Here is a 16,627-nt window from a genome sequence, read left to right as displayed (position 1 = left end):
TCGTATTCATGTTGTTGCATTTTCCCAAGATAAGTACCCCTATTACGACCTTGTTGCCTTACCTGTTAAATACCTAAGACTGTATCCTTTATTCTCTCTACTCATTCTTATCCTGTCATATGTGTAAACTGATGTTTAACACTATCTTGCATCAGGAATTGCCTTATTTAACGCACGCTTAACGCATCGCTGATTAGCTTTGTATTGTCAAACGGTTACTCTTAAAAGCTAAGACTATGAAAAGTATTTTACTTACCGCTTCCTTGCTTGTTGCAGCCGTTATTACCGGTACTGCACAAAATTTGGCCCCGATCAAAACCCCAGTTTTATGGTAAGTCAGGCACGCTACATGCAAATGGCCGACTCGATCAATAGCTGGCATGGCACTACTGTGCAGGATACGTATAAAGCCATTGATTACCTCGAAGATAAAAGAGAACTGCGTGCCAACCGGAAAGCCTGGCGTCGCGAACTCCGTATGGAAAGAGCGCGCAACAGTGGTTGGTATAATGGGTATTACAATAACTATAGTTATCCCTACAATTATAATAACCGCCCCTGGGGTGGTACAGGTTGGGGTAACTACTTTTGGAATACCTTACCCCTCGCAGCTTCCATAGCTTGGTGGTGCCGGTAACCCCCTAATCACAATGCCTCATCACGTATCACGATCATCAAACCATCTTTTATAAATAGCTCAATATGAAAAGACTCGTATGGATTGTTACAGCTATTGTAGCTGTAAGCGCTATCACTGTATCCTGTTCTAGAAAAGTAACACGCATTGACCCGGGTGAGCAGATCGACCTCAGCGGGCGCTGGAATAATACGGACTCCCGTCTGACAGCTGAAAAAATGATCGATGATATCCTGAAAGATAAGTGGGTAGGTGACTACCAGGAAGGTCATAAAGGACAAAAACCGGTTGTGATCGTTGGTTTTGTAACCAACAAAAGCACCGAGCATATTGATGCGGAAACTTTTGTAAAAGATGTAGAACAATCTTTCATCCGTTCTGGCCGCGTACGCCTGGTACAGGGTGGTAAGAAGCGGGAAGAGCTGCGTGCTGAAAAGGCCGACCAGCAAACGAATGCTTCTACTTCCAGCATGAAGAAATTCGGTTTGGAGCAAGGTGCCGATTTCATCTTGCAGGGTTCTATCAATTCAATCGTGGATTCACAAAAAGAAAGAAAGTAGTATACTACCAGATCAACCTGGAGCTGACTAATATTCAGACTAATGAAATGGTTTGGATTGGCGATAAGAAGATTGCCAAATACGTGACCAATTGATCTTTGTCCGAATTTAAACAGGTGAATGGCAGATCCTACCGGCATGGCATTATCATTTAACTATATGGTAAGAGCATTGGCTGTTCTATCGCTGATGCTCTTTTTATTTTCCTGCGCTACTTACAATACCCGCATTGGGAATTACTATGCCCAGGTAAGGGAGGGTAATTATAAGGCGGCAGATGCTAATTTGGAAAAGATCAAACTGATCAAAGCCAAACGTAACCGCCTGCTGTACCTGCTGGAGAAAGGGAAAATAACGCATTTGCTGAAGCAATACGACAGCAGCAATCATTATTTTAACGAGGCTGATATTTTCATCGAAGATGTACGCACTACCGCCGGTGATGTAGCATTGGGTACCCTGCTCAATCCCATGATGCAAACGTATAAGGGGGAGGATTTTGAGAAATACCTGATCCATTATTATAAGGCGCTCAATTATCTCTACCTAGGTCAGCCCGATGAAGCCATTGTGGAAGCACGCCGCATCTCCCTGCGCAGTTATGAACAGCAGGACAAAAGCAAACGGGAAAATCGTTATGCGGATGACGCTTTTTCACTCATGTTGCAAGGTATCATCTATGAGCAAGGTAGGGATATCAACAATGCTTTCATTTCCTACCGCAATGCAGTGGACATTTACCTAAAGAACAATAACCAGTATTATGGTACGCCCTTGCCTGCGCAGTTAACAAAAGACTTGCTGCGCACTGCTGACCTTATGGGCTTCAAGGATGAGGTACAGCGGTATGAAAGATTGTTGAAAACAAAATATATAGCTGCAGCGCCACCGGAAGGTGGAGAGTTGGTATTGTTTTGGGAGAATGGCCTGGCGCCGGTTAAGCAACAACAGGATTTCTTTTTGCCCTCACCAAAGATGGATTTGGCAATTTTGCCTTTGTAGACCCCGCCGGCTCATTCAATATTCCCTTCGATTTTGCCAGTACCAATTACCGCAAGGAAGACCTGAAACTGGATGATCTGCGGTCATTGCGGGTGGCTTTTCCCAGATACCAGGAGCAGCCGCTGTTTTTCCGTAGTGCCACGGTATCGCTCAATCACGTCAATTATCAATTTGAACCGGCCGAAAACATCAATACGATCGCTTTTGCTACTTTAAAAGAGCGTTTCCTCAAAGAAATGTCGCTGGCCCTTAGTCGACTGGCCATTAAAAAACTGGCCGAAGCAGCCGCCAGGCCCAAAAGTGATGATAAGAATAAGGATACCAAGGAAGCTATCGCCCTGGCCATCCAGGTATTCAACTTTGCCTCCGAAAAGGCTGATACACGCAACTGGCAAAGCCTTCCTCACACCATCTCCTACCTGCGCATTCCCCTTAGCCGGGGTGTAAATGTATTGCAGGTTACCGTTTCCGGGGCAGCGACACAAACCATTAATGTAGTAGCAGAAGGAAATGGCAAACTACAAGTACAGAATATCTGCACACTGCGTTAAAACTCCTTGATTGTCATAACAACATGTAAATCAGGCAATTTTGTCCCCTCAAAAGAGGCCATAGGGCATTTTATTGCCTGTCTATTGAAGGGTGAGCTTTGAAAAATTCGAGCCAAGCATAAAATCGGGTGAAACAGTCTCGCCACTCATGCAGAATAAATGACCGTTCATCCAATCTCATAAAATTTATTGAAACCCCTTAAAGTAGGCCTAAAGGCTTATCCAGCCTGTATTTGCGGCAAAACTTATTAGCAGTTTATGAAGATTACCTTTTCACGGTAGGTACTTTGTGTTGCATAGTACTATTTTTTTCCATAGTTTTATACTGTTAAATGATCACCACGACTGGCGGCAAGGAGTTAAAAACAAAGTATAGCCATTCAAAGCAATCAGGAAAATATAGCCATGAAGCTCCTGCCGCCAGTTTTAAAAACAGTAGCATCGTATGAATATAGAGAACACACAGAGCCAGATGCGGAAGGGGATCCTGGAGTTCTGCATTCTTTCCATCATTCGCCGGGGGAAGCTTACCCGAGTGATATTGTGGACGAAATGCGGGGTTGTAACTTGCAGATATTGGAAGGCACACTCTACCCCTTATTAACGCGCCTTAAAAATTCGGATATGCTCACCTATCGCTGGGTAGAAAGCAATTCGGGGCCGCCGCGCAAATACTTTTCGCTGACCCCCAAGGGCGAAGAGTTTTACAAAGAACTGGAAGCCACCTGGAATGAACTGGCCAACGCAGTAAACAGTCTTACCAGTAAAAAGAATCGCTGGTCTCAACCGCCGGCAGTGTATCATTCGGATCCGATTCCTCCAACATACCAACTAACACTTCAACCACCGACAAACTTGACGAACAATGAAAAAAGTAATCAACATAAACTTTCAAGGCCGGGTGATCCCCATCGAGGAGACCGCTTTCGACCTGCTGAAGCAGTACATCGATAGTTTACGAAGGTACTTTGCCAATGAAGAGGGCCGTGACGAGATTATCAATGATATTGAAAGCCGTATTGCTGAACTGTTTTCGGAACGCATCAAAAGGGCGCTACCTGTATTACAGATGATGATGTGAATGCAGTAATAGCCAGTATGGGCCGTCCCGAAGATTTTGAAGCCGAGGCTGCCGCCAGTGGAACTGAAACCAATGGAGGAGGGCCTTCACAAAATCAGCAAAATACGCAAAGCCAACCTGGTGCGGGTACTTATAATCAAGGTAGCCAAAGCAGGAGCGGTCGTGGCCGGTTGTACCGGAACGCTGATGATAAGATTGTAGGTGGTGTGGCCAGCGGCCTTGCCAACTATTTCGGAATAGATCCGGTAATCATGCGTATTCTTTTCGTGGTGCTTTTTGCCCCCCTGTTTTGGGTGTACATCCTGTTGTGGGTGATCATTCCATCACAGTCGATCGAAACCAATATTACCAAACGCTTGTACCGTAGTGCGGATGATAAAGTGATTTCGGGTGTGTGTGGTGGGCTTGCAGCCTACCTCAATGTAGGCGCCTGGGTACCTCGATTGATATTTGCGCTGCCTTTGATCATTGGATTGGTATCGGGCGTTTTCAATAATATATGGTGGAGCCATGACTGGGATTTCTGGTGGGGCCCCAAAGTGATCACCGGTTCATTGGGTAGTACTTTGTTCTTTGCCTATATCATCCTTTGGATTACTGTTCCTATAGCCGTTACTTCTACTGAAAAATTGGAAATGCGGGGGAGAAGGTAGACCTCAACTCCATTCGTGACACTGTGAAAGAAGACCTGGAAGGTTTCAAAACCAAGGCTGAAAGATGGGGTAAAGAGGTCAAAGAATCTGCACAACAATTTGGTGAAAGAGCAAAAGAGTTTGGTCAGACTGCTGGTGCAAGGGCCAAAACCTTTTCAAACGAAGCGGCGCCCATTGCCCGTAGTGCCGGTAGCGGCATTGGGCATGTGATCGGGGTATTGTTTAAAGCGTTCTTCATGTTTATTGCAGCCATTATTGTAATAACCTTGTTCGGCGTTTTTGTAGGGATCATATTCGGTGGTTTCACCATGTTTCCTGTAAAAGACTTTGTGCTGGATGGTTTTGGACAGAACGTGCTGGCCTGGGCTACACTGATCCTTTTCCTGGGCATACCGCTGGTTGCGCTGATCACCTGGCTCATACGCCGTATCATGGGCGTTCGCTCACGCAATCATTACCTGGGTTATGTATTTGGTACTTTATGGTTTGTAGGTCTGATATGTGCCCTTATACTGGGAGGTATTATCACCCGCGAGTTCAGATCGGTTCAGCCGGTTGAAAACCAGGTGAGCATAAACCAGCCTGCCAATGGCAAAATGATCATCGATGTATCGAGCAACTACAACCACTTTTATGGTGGGGACTGGTTTGGCATTTCCTGGGAAGACTGGCCTTTCTATGCTATCAATCCGGACACCGTGATGCTCAATACGATCAGGGTAAATATCAGGAAAAGTAAGGATGCCAATTATCATGTTTACCGCGTAAGACTTAGCCGTGGTGCCGATCCTGATGTAGCCAGGGATCTTGCCAACCGCATCAATTTTAATATTGATCAACAAGACAGTTTACTGGTATTGCCCAAAGGATTTGCGATCAGCCGCTTTGAAAAATTCAGGAATCAACAGGTGCTGGTGATTGTAGAAGTACCGGTAGGAAAACGTATCCAGATTGACCGCAAAGTGGAAGATTATGAATGGTTCAGCCTGCAGTACAATCGTCGCCGCGGATGGAATAATGACAATGAATGGGATAATAGTTATGGCTGGCAAAGTGACCGTGAAATGATCATGACGCCCGATGATGGTTTGCAACGGGTAGATAAGTATGATCAGTTTGAGCTGAAAAGCGGCAAATTCAAATTGAAGATCAAAGACGGCGACCAGGAAATACAAATGGAAGGGGAGATCAAAACAGATACGGGTAGTGAGTACCGGTACCGCCGGAATCAGGAAACTGATACCACAATAAAGAAAGAACCCAAGATCAAGAAAGTAGTACAGGCGCCGGATCCCAATGCGGAAGCGGATGGTGATGAGACCTCAACAGGGCACACCGGCAGCCGCATGATTGCAGAAGTAAGTGGTCCTGTCTCAGCATTGACAAGACTCTTTTAATAAGTTTGGTCTGGGATTTTCTATCCGGGACCTGGTTGAAGTTGGAACAACGGGGCCGGTTACACTACGGCCCCTCTTTTTTCTACCCTCCTATAGTTTTAATTCCCACCCTTTACAGCAGTTCTATTCTTGCGCGACAATTACCCTCAATTGTTATGGGACCTGCTATGCATACAAGCAAATCATTAACCGTTTAAATTAGTCAACATGAAAAAGGTCTTCAAAATAGCCGCCTGGCTATTGGTGATCATAATGGTATTATTGGGAGCGGTGTACTTCCTGGCGTGGAAATCGCCGAAGTACTATACCGTAAGCAATGTAATGACAGTCCGGGACTCAATTACTCCTTTTAATCAGTATGAGTCGATCTCGGATCATCCGCGGCCCTATGTGATCGAGGGCAAAAATTTTGTGATCATGGGGACGGCGCATACGCGTGATCCGCAACATGCGGATATTAAGTTGATAGAAGAGAAGTGGAAAGCATTTAAGCCCACGATTGCGTTGGTGGAAGGGCGACTGGGATTTTTGTTGCCAAAGCTGATGAATCCGGTGAAAGAGCTGGGAGAGGGAGGAAAAGTAAGTGAATTGGCTAAGGGAGACGGGGTGCCACTGTTCAACTGGGACCTATCCAAAGAGGTAATGGCTGCGCAATTGCAATCAAAATTCAGTGGAGAGCAGGTGGCGCTGGCGCAGGTCCTGAATCCCTATTTCAGTAACCTACGATTTGGGAAGCCGGCTTCACCCGAGCAGTTTATACAGGAATATTTACCGCGTGCCAAGTTTGTGGGTCAGGAGGGGAATTTCAAAACGGTGGCGGATGTGGACCGGTACTGGAGAAAGTACTTTCCGGCGAGTAAAGACTGGCGGGAAACCTCCGACGAAACGGCGCTACCGGGCTACCTGGCAGATATGATGGCTTATTCCAATGACTTGCGCAACCGTCAACTGGTAGCGGCCGTTAAGGAGTTGATAGGCCGGCAGGAACGGGTATTTCTTATTTGTGGGTCCAGTCATGCCGCCTGCGTGGCTCCGGCTTTCCATTAAATCAACCTTCCTTATATGCCTTTGCTCTTTTATTGGCGACCTTGGCGGCAACCTTTATTTTTGCGGCTCAAAATAACCAAATGAAGAATACTCCTTTCACTCAAAAACACATTGCCCTCGGCGCTAAAATGGCAGCGTTTGCCGGGTATAACATGCCGATTTCGTATAGTGGTATCAATGATGAACATGCTGCGGTACGTACCAATGCCGGCGTATTCGACGTAAGTCATATGGGTGAGTTCATTCTGAAAGGAGACAAGGCGTTGGATCTTATCCAACGGGTTACTTCCAATGATGCTTCCAAACTCACTGCGGGTAAAGCGCAATACAGCTGCCTGCCCAATAAAGAAGGCGGTATTGTAGATGATTTGCTGGTTTATTGTATTGAAGAAAACAAGGTGTATATGTTGGTGGTGAATGCTTCCAATATTGAAAAAGATTGGAATTGGATCAGCCAGTTCAATACAGACAATGTTGAGATGCACAATGTAAGCGACAAAACCTGCCTGTTGGCCATACAGGGACCCAATGCCACTAAGATGATGCAGATGCTTACTGATATGGACATCCTTAACCTGAAGTACTACACGTTTACGAAAGGTAAGTTTGCCGGTGTAGACAATGTAGTGGTAAGCGCTACCGGATATACCGGAGCGGGTGGGGTAGAGATCTATTTTGAGGATAAGGATGGTGCGGCTCATAAGGTATGGGATGCCATCTTTGCCACCGGCGGTCCTCAGGGTTTGAAACCCATTGGCCTGGGTGCGCGTGATACATTACGCCTGGAAATGGGCTTTTGCTTATACGGCAATGACATTGATGATACCACCTCTCCGCTGGAAGCGGGCCTGGGTTGGATCACCAAGCTCACCAAAGATTTTACGTCTAAAGAGATCTTCGAGCAACAGAAGAAAGCCGGAGTGACGCGCAAACTGATAGGATTTGAAATGATCGATAAAGGCATTCCCCGTCATGATTATATCATTGCGGATGCGGAAGGAAAGACATTGGCAAAGTAACTTCGGGCACACAAGCGCCCAGCCTGGGCAAGGCTGTGGGTATGGGATATGTGGAAACGGCTTATGCGCAGCTGGATAACATCATATACATTAAAGTGCGGGATAAGCTATTGCAAGCCAAAGTGGTAAAGTTCCCGTTTGTATAGAAGACAAGCTTTGAGCTATAAGCTTCGAGCTGCGAGCCTTGGGACGTTTTCTTCGATGTCTCCAGGTTTGCAGCTCGTTGCATTTTGAGGGTTTTGCGGCTGCGCGGTTTATTTCACGCGAAGCAACCGGCTCACAGCTTGCAGTCCGTGGCTTTCTTTCTGGCTTAAATCTTGCTATTTATTAAGCTCCTCAGCAAATCATAGCCCATGCCCACTATCCACCTTACCACCTTTATTGCCGCCCCTGTAGAAAGGGTATTCGATCTTAGCCGTAGTATTGATCTGCATAAAAGCAATGGCGCATACTGGCGAACAAGCGGTGGCGGGTACTACGATGGGGTTGATAGGGTTGGATGAAACGGTGACCTGGAAGGCGAAGCACTTGTGCAAAACGCGGATCATGAAAGTGAGGATCACTGCCATGCAGCGGCCTTATTCCTTTACAGATGAAATGGTTGATGGCGCCTTCAAAAGCATGAAACATGAACATCATTTCAAGGCGATTGAAAATGGTACACTGGCCATTGATATTTTCACCTTTGAATCGCCTTATGGCTGCCTGGGCAAAATTGTTGATGCACTTTACCTCCGAAGGTATATGGAAAGCTTACTGGATCAGCGTAATAAAGTGATCCGGGAATATGCGGAAAGTGACAAATGGAAGTTTGTATTGCTGAAATAAGCGTCCGAAAGTCCGGAAGACCGTGAATCCGGAAATAGTACGGTATGTCATGCAACTAATTGTTTTGCTTGTGAATGTTTTGCCTTTCTCGCAATCATCCGGCCTTTTGATCTGTTAAACTTTCTGTTTTTCGGACTTCCCGACTTTCGGTCTTTCCGACTTTTAACTTAACATTGCAGCCAATTTTAAACAGTTATTCCTGGCATGAGCAACAATAAACCTACGCTGTATACTTCCTTATCCCCTGCCTTATTGCACTTGTACGACCTCAACAACGCGGTAGTGGTGATCATTGATGTTTTGAGAGCAACTTCCACTATTACCACCGCATTGTATAACGGCGCTAAGTGTGTGATACCAGTGGATAGTGTAGCACGTTGCATAGAACTGGGCAAAAGGATTGATTCTATTACTGCAGGAGAGCGCGATGGGCAAATTGCAGAAGGGTTGGAATATGGTAATTCACCATTTGAATATCCAGAAGCATTTATTCGTTCAAAAACGCTGGTGCTTACAACTACAAATGGCACCAAGCTACTGCACATGGCGCTTGAAAGAGGTGCGGGACAGATCGTAACGGGTTCATTTCCCAATTTATCGGCCGTATGTGATTACATTGTTGAGCAGCAATTGCCTGTTGTATTGGGTTGTGCTGCCTGGAAAGACCGTGTTAATATTGAGGATACCCTGTTTGCGGGTGCAGTGATCAACCGGGTGAAGGAACATTTTAGCATTAACTGCGATTCCTCTCAAATGGCAGAAACGATGTATGAACAAGCGAAAAAGGACTTATATGGTTTTATGCGCGATAAACAGGCCTCTCATTACAACCGACTTACGAGCTTTGGATTGGAGAAGGATATTCGCTATTGTTTAACGCCTGATATAGCCAATGTGCTGCCTTTTATGAAGATGGTAAACTTGTTGTGCATTCCAAACGTTAATAATGATGGACCATTGTTTCCGGAACAATGCTTTGACAGTGGTATCAAAACCGGGCTTTTGCCTTATAACTCAAGCGGTATCAGGGTGTTGAAAGTTAATGTAAATTTGACCCTTTTTTGATCGTTTATAACTGGAAACCCTTATCCCCAGGGGCAAAATTTTTGTACTTTTTATAAATTTGACGTATTATTGTGCCGGAATAGGACTGATAAGTCATACCTGAACTCTGCTAACTCATCAGTTTTTGTGCATTCCAACTCAATTTAAACTCATTTCAAAAGATTTTTTTCAACACACACACAAAGATTGGTCTTCTGATCAAGTGTTAAACTTTCAAGTTTTGTTATGTATGATATTCTCCAACTGAACGACATGCTCGTTCCCGAACTGCTTGATATTGCAGAGCAGCTAAAAATCCCCAATTCCAAAAAGCTCGACAAGCAGGGTCTCATCTACAAAATCCTCGACAAACAGGCCGTCCTGGCCAGCGACGAAAAGAGTGCTGCAACTGAAGATAAAGGCAAACGCAAACGAATTATTAAAACAACTACCGCCAATGCTACAGAAGAAGCAGATGTTATGAGCACTGGCGAAGAGAAGAATAAAAAGAAGTTAAGAAAGAAGCGCCTAAGAAGAAAGCAGCCGAAAAGTAGTGATCGCGAAAAAGGGTGCGCGTAAAAATCGGAAGACGAACAACCAGTACTGGACCTGCCCCAGGTAACAGGACAACCTGATGACGATGACGATGACGATGAGGAAGATGATGAAAGGTCAATGCAGCCCAACCAACAACAGTCGGGCAATGTATTGAGCCAGGAAGATGAAGGACCTCAGGAAGAAAGCAGCTCAATGGCGGCAATCAGGACCAACAACATAAATCATACCCCCGTCATCGTGAAACAGCCTTCAACATTGAGTTTGACGGTGTTATCCTGGCCGAAGGGGTATTGGAAATGATGCCTGATGGCTATGGTTTCCTACGCTCATCTGATTACAATTACCTTTCTTCTCCCGATGATATTTATGTATCACCCTCACAGATCAAACTGTTTGGGTTAAAAACAGGCGATACGGTATATGGTGCTGTACGTCCTCCCAAGGAAGGTGAAAAATACTTTGCTTTACTGAAGGTGGAAACCATCAATGGTAAAGCGCCGGAAGATGTGCGTGACCGTGTTCCTTTTGATTATCTCACGCCTTTATTCCCTTTCGAGAAGCTAAATATATTCACGGCACCCAATGCGTATAGTACACGCATCATGGACCTGTTCACACCTATTGGTAAGGGACAGCGTGGATTGATCGTGGCACAACCTAAAACGGGTAAAACGGTATTGTTGAAAGAAGTGGCCAATGCCATTGCTGCCAACCACCCGGAATGTTACCTCATGGTAGTGCTGGTGGACGAGCGTCCGGAAGAGGTTACAGATATGGAACGCAGCGTGAAAGCGGAAGTTATTGCTTCTACTTTCGATGAACCTGCCGAAAAACACGTAAAAGTATCTACCATCGCTTTACAAAAGGCCAAACGCCTGGTAGAGTGTGGCCATGATGTTGTGATATTGCTGGATTCTATTACCCGTCTTGCCCGTGCGCACAATACCGTAGCTCCCGCTTCGGGTAAAGTGCTTTCGGGTGGTGTGGAAGCCAATGCGATGCAGAAACCCAAGCAATTCTTTGGTGCTGCCCGTAAAATTGAGAACGGCGGCTCTTTAACCATATTGGCTACTGCCCTCATTGATACCGGTTCAAAAATGGATGAGGTGATCTTTGAAGAGTTCAAGGGTACTGGTAATATGGAATTGCAACTGGATCGCCGCCTGGCCAACAGAAGGATCTTCCCGGCCATTGACCTGGTAGCTTCTTCTACCCGCCGTGACGATCTGTTGCTGGAAAAAGAGGTGTTGCAACGTATGAACCTGCTCCGCGTATATCTCACCGATATGAACACGGAAGAAGCGATGCACGAACTGTTGCGCCGTATGCGTGGTACCAAGGATAACCAGGAGTTTTTGGCTAGTATGAACGGCTGAACGGGCCAAAGAAGGCCGGGTCATCACCACCCACCTGCTCAAAAAATGGACATCATAAAAAATAATAAAGAAGGCCCTGCTTATTTGCAGGGCCTTCTTAGTTGTAAGCTTTGCTGGCCAGTGTCTCTTTAAAAGGCCACCTACCGGCTGCTTTTAAAACTTTTTGCCTTTTACTACTGGATGATCACATTCTTTAATCGCTCCTTTTTCCAATAGCCCATCAGAGGGCCGGCCATAGTAGTATCGGGTATTTCATAAATGTAGAAGGTTTTGGTAGGTACATGAAACCGCCAAAGCGTGGGCGTTTTACCGTTTTTCTCATTGTCTTGCACACCCATCAGCACCAGCGTATTATTGTCGAGCCACAATGCATCTTCTATTGACCCACCGGGCCCGAGGAACACCAATCGCGTACGGGTATTATCATCCACATCTACCAGGCTAACTTCAAAATCGGGCCCCAGTTCATTTCCGGTAAATCGGCCCTTGCCGTCTTTTTTGATATCGATATTGTAGCTGTCCAGGTCAACGAACTGGGTGCTATCGGGAGAATACTTTAGAAAGGGGCCATAATTGGTATAATAGCCTTTTTCGGGTTTGAAAGGGCTTGTGAGCATGGAATCTTCTTTCCAGGCGCTGACCATCCTGAACTTGTTCCAATTGAAGCCCGTAACCTGTTTGGTAGCATAATCAGAAAAGCCGGAAGTGCTGAATGACTGAACAGTTTCGGCCGACAGCACGGTGTCCAGTACTTCCGTTATAGAGTCTTCCAGCGGTGTAGTAACGGCCTGTGGTTCTTTCTTAGGTTCGTCTTTGCAGGATACAATGACCAGCAAGGTGGCCATGCAGGTATAAAGTAAATATTTCATGGGCCTAATTCTGTTCATTTCAAGGTACAACAATCCGGCTGAACAGACTTTCCTTTAACCTGGTTTTAATAGTTAAAACCACATGATCATGCGATAGTTTAAGGATTGGCAAATTGTTTCTTTGCTTACCCAAAGGCTGCTAAACGATTATGGCTAAAATCAGGTACAGGCGAAAAAGAATACGGTTATTGATTGCATACTGCGTGGCCATTATTATTGGCGCCCTGCTTATATTGATTGCGTGTAATTGGTGAGTCAATAACCCGATCGTTGGTCAGTTATATTTAATACTGTAGGTCGCGGTAAGGATAATAACGTCTTCTACTAGCTACTCCCCATACCAGCCCAACTGTAATAGGGTTGCCTTGCAGGTTGGTGCCTCCTTTGTTACGATAATCGGTAACATTGTATTTGGCCTGTATACCCAAAAAAGCATCCCTCCGTTTATTATAGAATAAGCTGTATTGAATACCGCCATTGAAATTGTAGGTGAGAATAGAAAGTGGTTTCATTTGATCCCGTTTGTCCTCATCGGAAGTATGGTATACATCAAAGCCATCAAGGCCACCGCCTGCTGTCAGTTCAAATACGTGTATATCATTCCCAAATATTTTTCTGCCATAGTCCAACCCGATATAGCCGCCAAAAAAGTCCTTCGTTTCATACAACTGGTCTTTCCGCTTGATCTGGTAAGGGTTTTTGAATCGACAAACTTGAAAGATAATACCAGGATAAACCGGTTCTTAATAGTACGGGTGCCCAGCTCCAAACCTATATAAGGGTGATTGCCCAATAAAGTAGCAGCACCTGTTGGGATCCATAGGCCGGTATGCAGGGCTATATGCCCCTTGGCCGTTGTCGTATGCGGTCATCGTTCCTGCGGTAATAACCTTTGAGGGATGTTTTTGCAAAGCCAGGTTTGTCCAGAATGGCTGCGGTATTGCCCGAATCGGCATAGAGGCGACAAAAGTAATTTTCCAGGCTGGTCGTATCGGTTTGCGGTAATAAAGTACGGGCCAATTCTTTGGTAAAGGCATTGTACCCTACCAGCCGGGTATGGGATACAGAATCGCGCCGGTACTCGTAGGGTAGGCCGCCCGGTTCCAGGTCCTTGATGAACTTAAACCGGTCAATAAAAAGCACGATGGTGCTGTCGTATAATAACTCTGAAAAATGACGGTTCCGGATGGCCACCAGGATCTTGATCCGCTGGATCTCTTCGGTAGGACCGCAAACGCCTTCCCAGAAAGAAATAGCCCTGATCACAGAATCAATAGGCCCCTGGCGGTACATATGGGGAATAACCTGTAAGGCATTCAACCTTACGTCTTCACAACGTACTACGGGTTTTACCAACTGCTCTTCTATAGATTGGGCATGCAGGGAAAAACCGGTAATCAGACACAGGGTACCGCTGTGCAGCATTTTTTGCAGCAGGTTCATGGTATCAGGTTTTGGAAAACCAAGATACTTATTGAATGCTTAATGAATCCCTAAGATTTAAGCAGGTAGGGGGATGGGATCAAGAGCCAGTGGTAAGTGCATCGATCTTTTTCGACAGCTTATGGTCTTTATCCGTTACCACATCGCCTGCATCGTGGGTATTAAGCCATATTTCCACCGTATTGTATACATTGGTCCATTTGGGATGATGGTCCATTTTTTTCGGCTTCTATGGCCACACGGGTCATAAAGGCAAAGGCTTCGGAAAAATTTTTGAACTGGAACTTGCGATACAGGGTATTGTTTTCTTCTTTCCACATAAAAGATAGTTTATAATTAATGTATACTGATAGCTACAGGTTGATGGCGGGCCTGGTAGATACAAGATACAAAGCCCATGACTCGCAGCTCAAAATATCAAATGTCCTTTATTGCGGATCTTCTCATTTGTTAGTTCTGTTACTAATTGTACAGAGCCAATGCTTCTGATGGCGGTCATGAGGTTTTGCAGGAATTCATCGGCCACCAGATCACCTTTTAATAACCATAAAAATCGAGGTGCCGGAATTCGGGTAAGAGGTATTCCCCGTCGAATTGGTTATTGTATAAATAATGTACCAGGGAGCTGTTGGGTTCGCGGTATTCGAAAATAGAAAAATAGTAATTCCGGTGTTTTTTGAACAGTTGTATCTCAATATCATTGTTGAGGCGGAAATCAAAGCGCAATAGCTGGTTAAGCTGCCAGCAGAACTGGTAGTTCTTTACCGGCGCCACAATACCTATGAGGCGGGTATTATCGAAAAATCGTCAGCCAGGTCATCTAAGTCAAGCTTGAGCTTCATGTTGAATGGCTAGTGGTGAATGGGCGTTTTAAAACTCCACTTCTGCTTCTTTGATCTCCTCTCCACGTTTATACTTCACTTTGGCTTTATTGCCTTTTTTGAATTTAGAGAGTGCCTGCATATAACCTTCCATGGAGGTAGTGGAAAAATCGCCCAGTTGTACAATTACATCACCGGTTTTGATACCTGCCTTGCTGGCCGGGCGGTTGTCCGTTACGCCATCTACCCTTACCCCACTGCCCGTAAAAGTATAATCGGGCATGATACCCATGGTAACACTAAAGCGGGTTGAGGTAGACGTTTGTACCTCGCGGGTTTTGGTAAATGCCAGTTTGCCCTTGGTATTAGCAGCCTGTACAATGCTCTCTATGAGTTTTATGATCTCCCACTCACCGGCATAGTTGATCTTGTCAAAATCATCGGAAGGACGGTGGTAGTCACTATGCAAGCCCGTGAAAAAGAAAAGTACGGGAATATCCTTGCGGTAAAAAGAAGTATGATCGCTGGGCCCTGTACCGCTGCTGTCAAACTTCAGGGTAAGGGGTTGTTTTTTGGTATTCAACCTGGCAAAAGCTTCGCCCCAGAAAGGAGAAGTACCATAACCGCCAACAGTCAGGGTTTTACTGGAATCGTTCAGCCGGCCCACCATGTCCATGTTGATCATATAGCTCACCTGCGAAAGATCAATGGTTGGGTGTTCGGTATAGAATTTAGACCCATTAAGGCCCAATTCCTCTGCCGAGAAAGCGATCAGTAAATAGTTGTTGCTTTTACTTTTGGATATTTTCAGCAGTTTGGCCAGTTCTATAAGGGCGGCGGTACCACTGGCGTTATCGTCGGCCCCATTGTGGATGAGCTTTTCACCGGTACGCAGCATAGAGTTGTTGTCTTCTCCATAACCCAGGTGGTCATAATGCGCGCCCAGTACGATGGTAGTGGGGGCACCGTTATCAATATAACCAGCAACGTTACGACCGGTACGTTTTTTATCGGTGATGGCCACCCTGATCTTTACATCATAGGTGGCGGACTCATCTTTCAGGTGTTCTTTCTTTATCCTGTCTTTGATGTATACAATGGGAATACGTGAAGGCTCTGCGCGGTCTTTGCCGTCAAATTTCAGGGCGTCGTTGATGGAAGAGCTATTGTAGATGATGAGGGCATTAGCGCCTTTATCGGCTACTTTCACGGCTTTGGTCCGGATGGCAGTGAGGAGGTCGAAATGGGGATTGTCTTTGTTTTCTTCCAGCAGTTCTTTCAGGTCATAGAACCAGGGAACGCCCTTTTCTGGCAGGGCAATGGAAACGGCTTCCTCCAGGCTGCCATTGGGGCTGCCGGCGAGGGGAAAAACTCCTCATTTACCTTCAATTCATGGTTATTGATGAAGAAAAAGGTGGTTGAGGCGATCTGTTTGCCGTCATTGATCTCAAAAGCCTGGAACCAGGTATTGTCATCTCCTTTGGGTTGAAGACCGGCCTGTTGAAACTGGCTGCTGATGTACTCTCCTGCCAGTTTTTCGCCATTGGTGCCTGCCCTGCGGCCTTCCAACTTATCATCGGACAGGTAGCTAATATGGGCCTGGAGGCTGGCAATAGCGGCTTTATCGGCTTTTTTGATCTTTTGGGCAAACAGGGGAGAAGCGAACAGGAAAAAGGCAAGAAACAAACGCAAGGTTCGGGTCTTCGTCATATATAGCTTTTTTATCGGAGAGTGAGCGATG

Annotated in this window: 23 protein-coding genes and 1 pseudogene; 16 read left to right on the top strand and 8 right to left on the bottom strand. The window is 45.6% G+C overall.

Annotated features, from left to right (window positions below):
• The first annotated feature begins 328 nt into the window (after positions 1-328).
• From RS881_RS57345 to rho, 16 genes and pseudogenes are all read left to right on the top strand, one after another.
• Entirely contained in the window at positions 329-637 is a 309-nt protein-coding gene (locus RS881_RS57345; protein WP_315818959.1) for a hypothetical protein, read from the top strand.
• Between the two features lie 65 nt (positions 638-702).
• A pseudogene (locus RS881_RS57340) lies at positions 703-1,292 on the top strand (penicillin-binding protein activator LpoB).
• Positions 1,293-1,317: 25 nt separating this feature from the next.
• Positions 1,318-2,199, top strand: a complete 882-nt coding sequence (locus RS881_RS57335) for a COG3014 family protein (protein WP_315818957.1) — start codon at positions 1,318-1,320, stop codon at positions 2,197-2,199.
• Positions 2,200-2,291: 92 nt separating this feature from the next.
• On the top strand, positions 2,292-2,750 hold the full coding sequence (locus tag RS881_RS57330) for a COG3014 family protein (protein ID WP_315818956.1): 459 nt from the start codon (positions 2,292-2,294) through the stop codon (positions 2,748-2,750).
• Between the two features lie 405 nt (positions 2,751-3,155).
• Positions 3,156-3,704 carry a PadR family transcriptional regulator gene (locus RS881_RS57325; protein ID WP_315818955.1) on the top strand — a complete coding sequence of 183 codons (549 nt, stop codon included), beginning with the start codon at positions 3,156-3,158 and terminating at the stop codon, positions 3,702-3,704.
• Entirely contained in the window at positions 3,616-3,831 is a 216-nt protein-coding gene (locus tag RS881_RS57320) for an HAAS signaling domain-containing protein (RefSeq protein ID WP_315825046.1), read from the top strand. Before RS881_RS57325 ends, RS881_RS57320 begins: the two co-directional genes overlap by 89 nt.
• The gene (locus RS881_RS57315) at positions 3,828-4,484 is read left to right on the top strand and encodes a PspC domain-containing protein (protein WP_315818954.1); all 657 of its coding nucleotides are present in this window, start codon (positions 3,828-3,830) and stop codon (positions 4,482-4,484) included. The genes RS881_RS57320 and RS881_RS57315 overlap by 4 nt, the downstream gene beginning before the upstream one ends.
• A 23-nt stretch (positions 4,485-4,507) precedes the next feature.
• Complete coding sequence (locus RS881_RS57310; RefSeq protein ID WP_315818953.1) at positions 4,508-5,881, top strand: ECF transporter S component; 1,374 nt, start codon at positions 4,508-4,510, stop codon at positions 5,879-5,881.
• A 207-nt stretch (positions 5,882-6,088) separates the two neighbouring features.
• Complete coding sequence (locus RS881_RS57305) at positions 6,089-6,928, top strand: hypothetical protein (RefSeq protein WP_315818952.1); 840 nt, start codon at positions 6,089-6,091, stop codon at positions 6,926-6,928.
• An 80-nt stretch (positions 6,929-7,008) separates the two neighbouring features.
• Positions 7,009-7,947: a glycine cleavage system aminomethyltransferase GcvT gene (gene gcvT, locus RS881_RS57300; RefSeq protein ID WP_315818951.1), complete on the top strand. Its 939-nt coding sequence runs from the start codon at positions 7,009-7,011 to the stop codon at positions 7,945-7,947.
• Positions 7,948-7,982: 35 nt separating this feature from the next.
• Positions 7,983-8,093, top strand: a complete 111-nt coding sequence (locus RS881_RS57295; RefSeq protein WP_315818950.1) for a glycine cleavage T C-terminal barrel domain-containing protein — start codon at positions 7,983-7,985, stop codon at positions 8,091-8,093.
• A gap of 295 nt (positions 8,094-8,388) precedes the next feature.
• Entirely contained in the window at positions 8,389-8,775 is a 387-nt protein-coding gene (locus tag RS881_RS57290) for an SRPBCC family protein (protein ID WP_315818949.1), read from the top strand.
• Positions 8,776-8,979: 204 nt separating this feature from the next.
• Positions 8,980-9,840 (top strand): 2-phosphosulfolactate phosphatase, encoded by an 861-nt coding sequence (locus tag RS881_RS57285; protein WP_315818948.1) that lies wholly within the window; start codon positions 8,980-8,982, stop codon positions 9,838-9,840.
• Positions 9,841-10,065: 225 nt separating this feature from the next.
• Complete coding sequence (locus RS881_RS57280) at positions 10,066-10,398, top strand: Rho termination factor N-terminal domain-containing protein (RefSeq protein ID WP_315818947.1); 333 nt, start codon at positions 10,066-10,068, stop codon at positions 10,396-10,398.
• Between the two features lie 96 nt (positions 10,399-10,494).
• A complete protein-coding gene (locus RS881_RS57275) occupies positions 10,495-10,677 on the top strand; it encodes a hypothetical protein (protein ID WP_315818946.1) in 183 nt (60 codons plus the stop codon).
• The gene (rho, locus tag RS881_RS57270; protein ID WP_322791215.1) at positions 10,674-11,753 is read left to right on the top strand and encodes a transcription termination factor Rho; all 1,080 of its coding nucleotides are present in this window, start codon (positions 10,674-10,676) and stop codon (positions 11,751-11,753) included. Before RS881_RS57275 ends, rho begins: the two co-directional genes overlap by 4 nt.
• 173 nt (positions 11,754-11,926) lie before the next feature.
• Here the strand turns inward: rho and RS881_RS57265 are convergent, their stop codons facing one another.
• From RS881_RS57265 to RS881_RS57230, 8 genes are all read right to left on the bottom strand, one after another.
• Positions 11,927-12,622 carry a hypothetical protein gene (locus tag RS881_RS57265; protein ID WP_315818945.1) on the bottom strand — a complete coding sequence of 232 codons (696 nt, stop codon included), beginning with the start codon at positions 12,620-12,622 and terminating at the stop codon, positions 11,927-11,929.
• A 284-nt stretch (positions 12,623-12,906) separates the two neighbouring features.
• On the bottom strand, positions 12,907-13,290 hold the full coding sequence (locus tag RS881_RS57260; RefSeq protein WP_315818944.1) for a hypothetical protein: 384 nt from the start codon (positions 13,288-13,290) through the stop codon (positions 12,907-12,909).
• 169 nt (positions 13,291-13,459) lie between these two features.
• Complete coding sequence (locus RS881_RS57255; RefSeq protein ID WP_315818943.1) at positions 13,460-14,065, bottom strand: hypothetical protein; 606 nt, start codon at positions 14,063-14,065, stop codon at positions 13,460-13,462.
• Between the two features lie 79 nt (positions 14,066-14,144).
• Positions 14,145-14,282 carry a 4a-hydroxytetrahydrobiopterin dehydratase gene (locus tag RS881_RS57250; protein ID WP_315818942.1) on the bottom strand — a complete coding sequence of 46 codons (138 nt, stop codon included), beginning with the start codon at positions 14,280-14,282 and terminating at the stop codon, positions 14,145-14,147.
• Positions 14,227-14,385, bottom strand: coding sequence for a 4a-hydroxytetrahydrobiopterin dehydratase (locus tag RS881_RS57245; protein ID WP_315818941.1), 159 nt, complete (start codon positions 14,383-14,385; stop codon positions 14,227-14,229). The genes RS881_RS57250 and RS881_RS57245 overlap by 56 nt, the downstream gene beginning before the upstream one ends.
• Before the next feature lie 217 nt (positions 14,386-14,602).
• Positions 14,603-14,839 (bottom strand): IPExxxVDY family protein, encoded by a 237-nt coding sequence (locus RS881_RS57240; RefSeq protein ID WP_315818940.1) that lies wholly within the window; start codon positions 14,837-14,839, stop codon positions 14,603-14,605.
• A gap of 96 nt (positions 14,840-14,935) precedes the next feature.
• Positions 14,936-16,096: a M20/M25/M40 family metallo-hydrolase gene (locus RS881_RS57235; protein WP_315818939.1), complete on the bottom strand. Its 1,161-nt coding sequence runs from the start codon at positions 16,094-16,096 to the stop codon at positions 14,936-14,938.
• Positions 16,097-16,164: 68 nt separating this feature from the next.
• Positions 16,165-16,596 (bottom strand): hypothetical protein, encoded by a 432-nt coding sequence (locus RS881_RS57230; protein ID WP_315818938.1) that lies wholly within the window; start codon positions 16,594-16,596, stop codon positions 16,165-16,167.
• Positions 16,597-16,627: the final 31 nt, after the last annotated feature.

The organism is Paraflavitalea speifideaquila, assembly GCF_032395985.1.
Lineage (GTDB): Bacteria > Bacteroidota > Bacteroidia > Chitinophagales > Chitinophagaceae > Paraflavitalea > Paraflavitalea speifideaquila.
This window is presented reverse-complemented; position numbering and strand designations above follow the sequence as displayed.